At 66.9% G+C, this 8,033-nt stretch carries 6 protein-coding genes; 5 read left to right on the top strand and 1 reads right to left on the bottom strand.

Annotation, left to right across the window (positions count from 1 at the left end):
• Nucleotides 1-122: 122 nt before the first annotated feature.
• Nucleotides 123-836 carry a Crp/Fnr family transcriptional regulator gene (locus tag AOK08_RS28705; protein WP_079054326.1) on the bottom strand — a complete coding sequence of 238 codons (714 nt, stop codon included), beginning with the start codon at nt 834-836 and terminating at the stop codon, nt 123-125.
• 412 nt (nt 837-1,248) lie between these two features.
• Here AOK08_RS28705 and rpsL point away from each other — a divergent pair, with 412 nt between their 5' ends.
• The 5 genes from rpsL to AOK08_RS28680 all read left to right on the top strand — a co-directional run.
• A complete protein-coding gene (gene rpsL, locus AOK08_RS28700; protein WP_003948652.1) occupies nt 1,249-1,620 on the top strand; it encodes a 30S ribosomal protein S12 in 372 nt (123 codons plus the stop codon).
• A gap of 2 nt (nt 1,621-1,622) precedes the next feature.
• A complete protein-coding gene (gene rpsG, locus AOK08_RS28695) occupies nt 1,623-2,093 on the top strand; it encodes a 30S ribosomal protein S7 (RefSeq protein ID WP_005481264.1) in 471 nt (156 codons plus the stop codon).
• Between the two features lie 39 nt (nt 2,094-2,132).
• Nucleotides 2,133-4,259: an elongation factor G gene (gene fusA, locus AOK08_RS28690; RefSeq protein WP_055531423.1), complete on the top strand. Its 2,127-nt coding sequence runs from the start codon at nt 2,133-2,135 to the stop codon at nt 4,257-4,259.
• A gap of 142 nt (nt 4,260-4,401) precedes the next feature.
• Complete coding sequence (tuf, locus tag AOK08_RS28685) at nt 4,402-5,595, top strand: elongation factor Tu (protein WP_055531421.1); 1,194 nt, start codon at nt 4,402-4,404, stop codon at nt 5,593-5,595.
• Between the two features lie 178 nt (nt 5,596-5,773).
• Nucleotides 5,774-8,033 (top strand): glycosyl hydrolase 115 family protein (locus AOK08_RS28680; RefSeq protein ID WP_107101068.1); only part of this gene is annotated, 2,260 nt, incomplete at its 3' end.

Below are 8,033 nucleotides of genomic sequence, written 5' to 3'. Positions count from 1 at the left end.
GCCGCCCCCAGGCCCCCGCTTCGGCCCTGAACGGGCCTCGTCCTCAATCTCCCCCAGAGGGGGGACCCCCAACGGGCTGGATATGCGGACCTGCGCTGGAAGGCGCCGGCAGATGAGTGGTCTCACTCCTCGCCCGAAGCGATCCTTCGCAAAATGTCCGGGCGGCGTATTACCATCGCCCGCCTTCCCGTTTCCACCGCCTGTTTCTCGCGGAGTTCGCGCAGCAGGCGCTGGACCATCTCGCGGGACGCGCCCACCGAGCCCGCCAGTTCCTGTTTGCTCAGGGGGACGGAGAGTTCGATGCCCTCGGGGGTGCGGCGGCCGTGGGTGCGGGCCAGGTCCAGGAGGAGTATCGCGAAGCGTTCCCGTACGTTCATGGACGCGAACTCCAGGCGGCGGCGGTCCGCGGCCCGGGTGCGGTCGGCGGTGAGGCCCAGCAACGCGAAGGAAACCGCTGGTGAACGTCCCAGGAAGTCTTTGAAGCGTTCGTGTTCGACGACCACCGCCCGCACCGCCTCCAGCGCGGTCACCGTGGCCGACCGGGGGCGCCCGGTGAGCGCCGCCGACTCCCCGACGATGTCGCCGGGGCCGCGCAGTGAGAGGAGCGCCTCGTAGCCGTTGGCGGCCGATGCCGTGACCTTTGTCCAGCCCTGGACCAGGAAGAGGATGTGGGCGGAGGGCTCGCTCTGGTGGATCAGGGTCACCCGGGCGGCGAAGTTCAGCTCGCGGCCCAGTGCCAGGAGGGCCGTGCGGTCCTCTTGTTCAAGGCGGGCGAGGAAGGGCACCCGGTCGTCCAGGCCCCCGTCTTCCACTGTGTGCGCGGCCGTCCTGATCACGCTCAGCCCCCGAATCGTCGCATCGGACGGATCAAGGTACTGAACGGGCGGTCCCGCGGGGACGTAAAGAGCGCGATTCGGCCACTGCTGCCTGCAAGTGATCAAAGGTGGGCGGGTAGTGGCGGAAGCGGTCAATTGGCGGTTCGCCGGTCGGGCGGAGGGCGGCGTGTTGCACCCGCCTCCATTTGTTTTGACCGAAGTCGTTGAGGTAGGTACGCTCAGACCTTGTGCCTGGGGTGTGCCCTGGCCCTCGTGCGTGCCTTCGAACCGCGCGGGGAGCCGTAAGTGACCACCGCAATCTGCGCTCTTCCCGCCTCGCGGCGGAAGTATGCAGTATTCGACACACCCGACCGCGTGGGTCGGCGATGTTCCAGGTTAGCTTCACCATCGGCACACAGAAACCGGAGAAGTAGTGCCTACGATCCAGCAGCTGGTCCGGAAGGGCCGGCAGGACAAGGTCGAGAAGAACAAGACGCCCGCGCTTGAGGGTTCGCCCCAGCGCCGTGGCGTCTGCACGCGTGTGTTCACGACCACCCCGAAGAAGCCGAACTCGGCCCTGCGTAAGGTCGCGCGTGTGCGTCTGACCAGCGGGATCGAAGTCACCGCTTACATTCCGGGTGAGGGACACAACCTGCAGGAGCACTCCATCGTGCTCGTGCGTGGTGGCCGTGTGAAGGACCTGCCCGGTGTTCGCTACAAGATCATCCGCGGTTCGCTCGACACCCAGGGTGTCAAGAACCGCAAGCAGGCCCGCAGCCGCTACGGCGCCAAGAAGGAGAAGTAAGAATGCCTCGTAAGGGCCCCGCCCCGAAGCGCCCGGTCATCATCGACCCGGTCTACGGTTCTCCTCTTGTCACGTCGCTGATCAACAAGGTGCTGCTGAACGGCAAGCGCTCCACCGCCGAGCGCATCGTGTACGGCGCCATGGAGGGCCTGCGCGAGAAGACCAGCAACGACCCGGTCATCACGCTGAAGCGCGCGCTGGAGAACATCAAGCCGACCCTTGAGGTCAAGTCCCGCCGTGTCGGTGGTGCGACGTACCAGGTTCCGATCGAGGTCAAGCCCGGTCGCGCCAACACGCTCGCGCTGCGCTGGCTGGTCGGTTACTCCCGCGCCCGTCGCGAGAAGACCATGACCGAGCGTCTGCTCAACGAGCTTCTCGACGCTTCGAACGGCCTCGGTGCGGCCGTCAAGAAGCGCGAGGACACCCACAAGATGGCCGAGTCCAACAAGGCCTTCGCGCACTACCGCTGGTAGTCGCTACCCCCATCGAGACCGAGAGAAGACCGAAGCCTTATGGCTACCACTTCACTTGACCTGGCCAGGGTCCGCAACATCGGGATCATGGCCCACATCGACGCGGGCAAGACGACCACCACCGAGCGGATCCTCTTCTACACCGGCGTCAGCTACAAGATCGGTGAGGTCCACGACGGCGCCGCCACCATGGACTGGATGGAGCAGGAGCAGGAGCGTGGCATCACGATCACCTCTGCTGCCACCACCTGTCACTGGCCGCTCGACGACGTCGACCACACCATCAACATCATCGACACCCCCGGGCACGTCGACTTCACGGTCGAGGTGGAGCGTTCGCTCCGCGTCCTCGACGGTGCCGTCACGGTGTTCGACGGTGTCGCGGGCGTTGAGCCGCAGTCCGAGACGGTGTGGCGTCAGGCCGACCGTTACGGCGTGCCGCGCATCTGCTTCGTCAACAAGCTCGACCGGACCGGCGCGGAGTTCCACCGCTGCGTCGACATGATCAAGGACCGCCTCGGCGCGGTTCCGCTGATCATGCAGCTTCCGATCGGTGCCGAGATGGACTTCAAGGGCGTTGTGGACCTGGTCCGCATGAAGGCGCTCGTGTGGTCCGCCGAGGCCGCCAAGGGCGAGATGTACGACGTCGTCGACATCCCGGCCACGCACACCGAGGCTGCCGAGGAGTACCGCGGCAAGCTGGTCGAGGCCGTCGCCGAGCACGACGACGAGATCATGGAGCTGTTCCTGGAGGGCCAGGAGCCCACCGAGGAGCAGCTGTACGCCGCGATCCGTCGCGTCACCATCGCGTCCGGCAAGTCCAACGGCGTCACCGTCACCCCGGTGTTCTGTGGCACCGCGTTCAAGAACAAGGGCGTCCAGCCCCTGCTCGACGCGGTCGTCCGCTACCTGCCGACCCCGCTCGACGTCGAGGCCATCGAAGGCCACGACGTCAAGGACGCCGAGGTCGTCGTCAAGCGCAAGCCCTCCGTGGACGAGCCGCTGTCGGCGCTGGCGTTCAAGATCATGAGCGACCCGCACCTCGGCAAGCTCACCTTCGTCCGGGTTTACTCGGGCCGCCTGGAGACCGGCACCGCGGTGCTGAACTCCGTCAAGGGCAAGAAGGAGCGCATCGGCAAGATCTACCGTATGCACGCGAACAAGCGTGAGGAGATCGAGTCGGTGGGCGCCGGTGACATCGTCGCCGTGATGGGTCTGAAGCAGACCACGACCGGTGAGACGCTCTGTGACGAGAAGGCCCCGGTGATCCTGGAGTCCATGGACTTCCCGGCGCCGGTCATCCAGGTCGCCATCGAGCCGAAGTCCAAGGGTGACCAGGAGAAGCTGGGTGTCGCCATCCAGCGTCTCGCGGAGGAGGACCCCTCCTTCCACGTTCACTCGGACGAGGAGACGGGCCAGACCATCCTCGGTGGTATGGGCGAGCTGCACCTCGAGGTGCTGGTCGACCGTATGAAGCGCGAGTTCCGCGTCGAGGCCAACGTCGGCAAGCCGCAGGTCGCGTACCGCGAGACGATCCGCAAGACCGTCGAGCGTCACGACTACACGCACAAGAAGCAGACCGGTGGTACCGGTCAGTTCGCCAAGGTGCAGATCGCGATCGAGCCGATCGTGGACGGCGACGCTTCGTACGAGTTCGTGAACAAGGTCACCGGTGGCCGTATCCCGCGGGAGTACATCCCCTCGGTGGACGCCGGTGCGCAGGAGGCCATGCAGTTCGGCATCCTGGCCGGCTACGAGATGACTGGCGTCCGCGTCATCCTTCTCGACGGTGGCTACCACGAGGTCGACTCCTCCGAACTGGCGTTCAAGATCGCCGGCTCGCAGGCCTTCAAGGAGGCCGCGCGCAAGGCCAGCCCCGTGCTCCTGGAGCCGATGATGGCCGTCGAGGTCACCACGCCCGAGGACTACATGGGTGAAGTCATCGGTGACATCAACTCCCGCCGTGGCCAGATCCAGGCCATGGAGGAGCGAGGCGGCGCCCGCGTCGTGAAGGGCCTCGTGCCCCTCTCGGAGATGTTCGGCTACGTCGGTGACCTCCGCAGCAAGACCTCGGGTCGCGCAAGCTACTCGATGCAGTTCGACTCCTACGCCGAGGTTCCCAGGAACGTCGCCGAGGAGATCATCGCGAAGGCCAAGGGCGAGTAACACACCCCGTTTACACGCTTTAGGCTTGACCCGACCGCCGGGGGTTACCCGGGAGGGAAAACCCCGGCGGGCGGCATCCCAGCAAAGATCACCTGGCGCCGATGAGTAAGGCGTACCAGAACCACTCCGCAGGAGGACCCCAGTGGCGAAGGCAAAGTTCGAGCGGACTAAGCCGCACGTCAACATCGGCACCATCGGTCACATCGACCACGGTAAGACGACCCTCACGGCCGCCATTACCAAGGTGCTGCACGACAAGTACCCGGACCTGAACCAGGCCTCGGCGTTCGACCAGATCGACAAGGCTCCTGAGGAGCGTCAGCGCGGTATCACCATCTCCATCGCGCACGTCGAGTACCAGACGGAGGGTCGTCACTACGCCCACGTCGACTGCCCGGGTCACGCGGACTACATCAAGAACATGATCACCGGTGCCGCGCAGATGGACGGCGCGATCCTGGTCGTGGCCGCCACCGACGGTCCGATGCCGCAGACCAAGGAGCACGTGCTCCTGGCCCGCCAGGTCGGCGTGCCCTACATCGTTGTCGCCCTGAACAAGGCCGACATGGTGGACGACGAGGAGATCCTGGAGCTCGTCGAGCTCGAGGTCCGTGAGCTCCTCTCCGAGTACGAGTTCCCGGGCGACGACCTGCCGGTCGTCAAGGTCTCGGCGCTCAAGGCGCTCGAGGGCGACGCCGAGTGGGGTCAGTCGGTTCTCGACCTCATGCAGGCCGTCGACGACGCGATCCCGACCCCCGAGCGTGACGTCGACAAGCCGTTCCTCATGCCCGTCGAGGACGTCTTCACGATCACCGGTCGCGGTACGGTCGTCACCGGCCGTATCGAGCGTGGTGTCCTGAAGGTCAACGAGACCGTTGACATCATCGGCATCAAGCAGGAGAAGACCACCACCACGGTCACCGGCATCGAGATGTTCCGCAAGCTGCTCGACGAGGGCCAGGCGGGCGAGAACGTCGGTCTGCTCCTCCGTGGCATCAAGCGCGAGGACGTCGAGCGCGGCCAGGTCATCATCAAGCCGGGCTCGGTCACCCCGCACACCTCGTTCGAGGCGCAGGCGTACATCCTGTCCAAGGACGAGGGCGGCCGTCACACGCCGTTCTTCAACAACTACCGCCCCCAGTTCTACTTCCGCACCACGGACGTGACCGGCGTCGTGACCCTCCCCGAGGGCACCGAGATGGTCATGCCGGGCGACAACACCGAGATGAGCGTCGAGCTCATCCAGCCCATCGCCATGGAAGAGGGCCTGAAGTTCGCCATCCGTGAGGGTGGCCGGACCGTGGGCGCCGGCCAGGTCATCAAGATCAACAAGTAAGTCCTTGTTGGCTTGACAGCCTGACTCGGTAGTTCTTCGGAGGGGCCCGTACGACTTCGGTCGTACGGGCCCCTCTGCCGTTACGAAACTATTCGGCGCGTACGACCCGTTCCCCCCGCTGGTCACTCCCTCCACCATTTGTCATGCCACTGACTAAATTCGTGTGGAGGGGTGTGCCATGTCCGGGGCCGTCGGCCGTAGAGCTGTACTGGGGGCCGGTCTTGCGGCCGTGCCGGTGCTGTCGGGGGTGGCATGGGCGGGTGTCCGCCGTACGGACCCGGGCGCGTACATCTCGTTCACCGGCGGCGCGTTCGCCGTCGTCGGCGCCCCGGTCGTCGTCAGCGCCGAGGACCACCCCGGAGTCGTACGGGTCGCCGGTGACCTGCGGGACGACATCGAACGCGTCACGGGCGTACGTCCGGCCGCGACCCTCGCCCGCGAGGTGATCCTCGTCGGCACGATCGGCCGCAGCCCGCTGATCGACGGACTGGTCCGCACCGGCAAGCTGGACGTCAAGGGCATCGCGGGCCGCTGGGAGACCTCGCTCCAGACGGTCGTGGAGCACCCGATGCCCGGCGTCGACCGGGCGTTCGTCATCGCGGGCAGCGACCAGCGCGGCACGATCTTCGGCGCGTACGACGTCTCGTACGGCATCGGGGTCTCGCCCTGGTACTGGTGGGACGACGTGCCGCCGGTCCACCGGGACGCGGTGTACGTGCTGCCGGGACGGTTCAGCCAGGGGACCCCGGTCGTGAAGTACCGGGGAGTCTTCATCAACGACGAGAACCCGGCACTGGGGACCTGGGAGCCGAGGTTCTTCGGCCCGGGGAAGGCACCGGGGCATCCGGGTGGCTTCAACGCGGCCTTCTTCGAGCGAGTATTCGAGGTACTGCTGCGCCTGAAGGCGAACTATCTCTGGCCGGCCGTGTGGGGCAGGGCGTTCGCCGAGGACGACCCGGAGAACCATGCTCGGGCGAAGGCGTACGGCATCGTCATGGGCACGTCCCACGAGGCGCCGATGATGCGCGGCATCGAGGAGTGGAACCGGCACGCGGTACCGGCCGTGCGTGACAGCGCGGGGAACGTGGTGACTCCGGGGCGCGACCCCTACGGGGGCACGGGTGAGTGGTCGTACCGCCGGAACGCGGCGGCCGTCCGGGCGTACTGGCGCGACGGCATCCGGCGGATGGTCGACCAGGACTTCGAGGGCGTCGTCACCCTCGGCATGCGCGGCAACGGCGACACCAGCCTGCCGGACGGCGACGGCATCGAACTGATGCGGGAGATCATCGAGACGCAGCGCGCGATCATCGCCGAGGTGACCGGGAAGCCCGCGGAGCAAACCCCGCAGGTGTGGACCCTCTACAAGGAGGTCCAGCGCTACTGGGACCGGGGTCTACGGGTCCCCGGCGACGTCACCGTCGTCCTCACCGACGACAACTGGGGCAACATCCGCAAGCACCCGGACCCGGCGGAGCCGGCGAGGAGCGGCGGCCACGGCCTGTACTACCACTTCGACTACGTGGGCGTGGGCCGCAACTACAAGTGGGTGGACACGACCAACCTCCAGAACCTCTGGGACCAGCTCCACCAGGCCCACGCGTACGGGAACCACGGCCTGTGGGTCGCGAACGCCGGCGACCTCAAGGGCAACGAACTCCCGACGGAGTTCTTCCTGAACTACGCCTGGAGTCCGTCCCGTTGGGATCTGTCGAAGCTGGGGGAGTGGGAACGCCGGTACGCGCGGCAGAACTTCGGCGCGGAACACGCGGCGGCGATCGCGTCGGTACTCGCCTCGTACGGGCAGCTACAGGCCCGCCGCAAGCCGGAGTTGCTCAACCGCCGCATCACCCTCGACCCCGCGAAGGACCCGGCGAAGGACGAGTCGGCGGTCGTGTACGACGACCAGGAGACCCCTTTCGCCTTCGGACACCGGGAGTTGGAGCGGGCGACGGAGGCGTGGCAGGTCCTGGCACGGGAGGCGGAGCGGATACGCAGGCGACTGCCGGCCCGCTCGCAGGACGCCTGGTACGAACTGATCGGGTACGAGGTGGAGGCGACCGCGAACCTCTACGCCCTGCGCGAGGCCGAGTTCAAGAACCTCCTGTACGCCTCGCAGGGCCGCGCGGCGACCAACGACCGTGCGACGGAGGCGGAAGCGGGCCTGGAACGGGACCTCGCGCTCGCCGCCCGCTTCAACCACCAGGTGGCGGGCGGCAAATGGGAGGGCTTCCAGACCCAGCCGCACATCGACTACGGCGACATCGAACGGTACGGCCCCAACGCGCCCTGGCAGCAGCCCGAGAAGGACAACGTGGCGATCCCGGATGTGCTGTTCCCGGCGGTGCGGCGGGTGGAGCTCCCGGTGGCCGGGGAGTTGGGGGTGGTGGTCGACGGTTGGGAGGACGGGGGCGAGTGGTGGCCGGGGGGTGCGACGG

Source organism: Streptomyces graminilatus (assembly GCF_001418565.1).
Classification (GTDB): Bacteria; Actinomycetota; Actinomycetes; order Streptomycetales; family Streptomycetaceae; genus Streptomyces; species Streptomyces graminilatus.
This window is presented reverse-complemented; position numbering and strand designations above follow the sequence as displayed.

Coding starts and splice junctions, on each gene's coding strand:
- rpsG (WP_005481264.1), top strand. CDS start 1,623: ATGCCTCGTAAGGGCCCCGCCCCGAAGCGCCCGGTCATCATCGACCCG.
- fusA (WP_055531423.1), top strand. CDS start 2,133: ATGGCTACCACTTCACTTGACCTGGCCAGGGTCCGCAACATCGGGATC.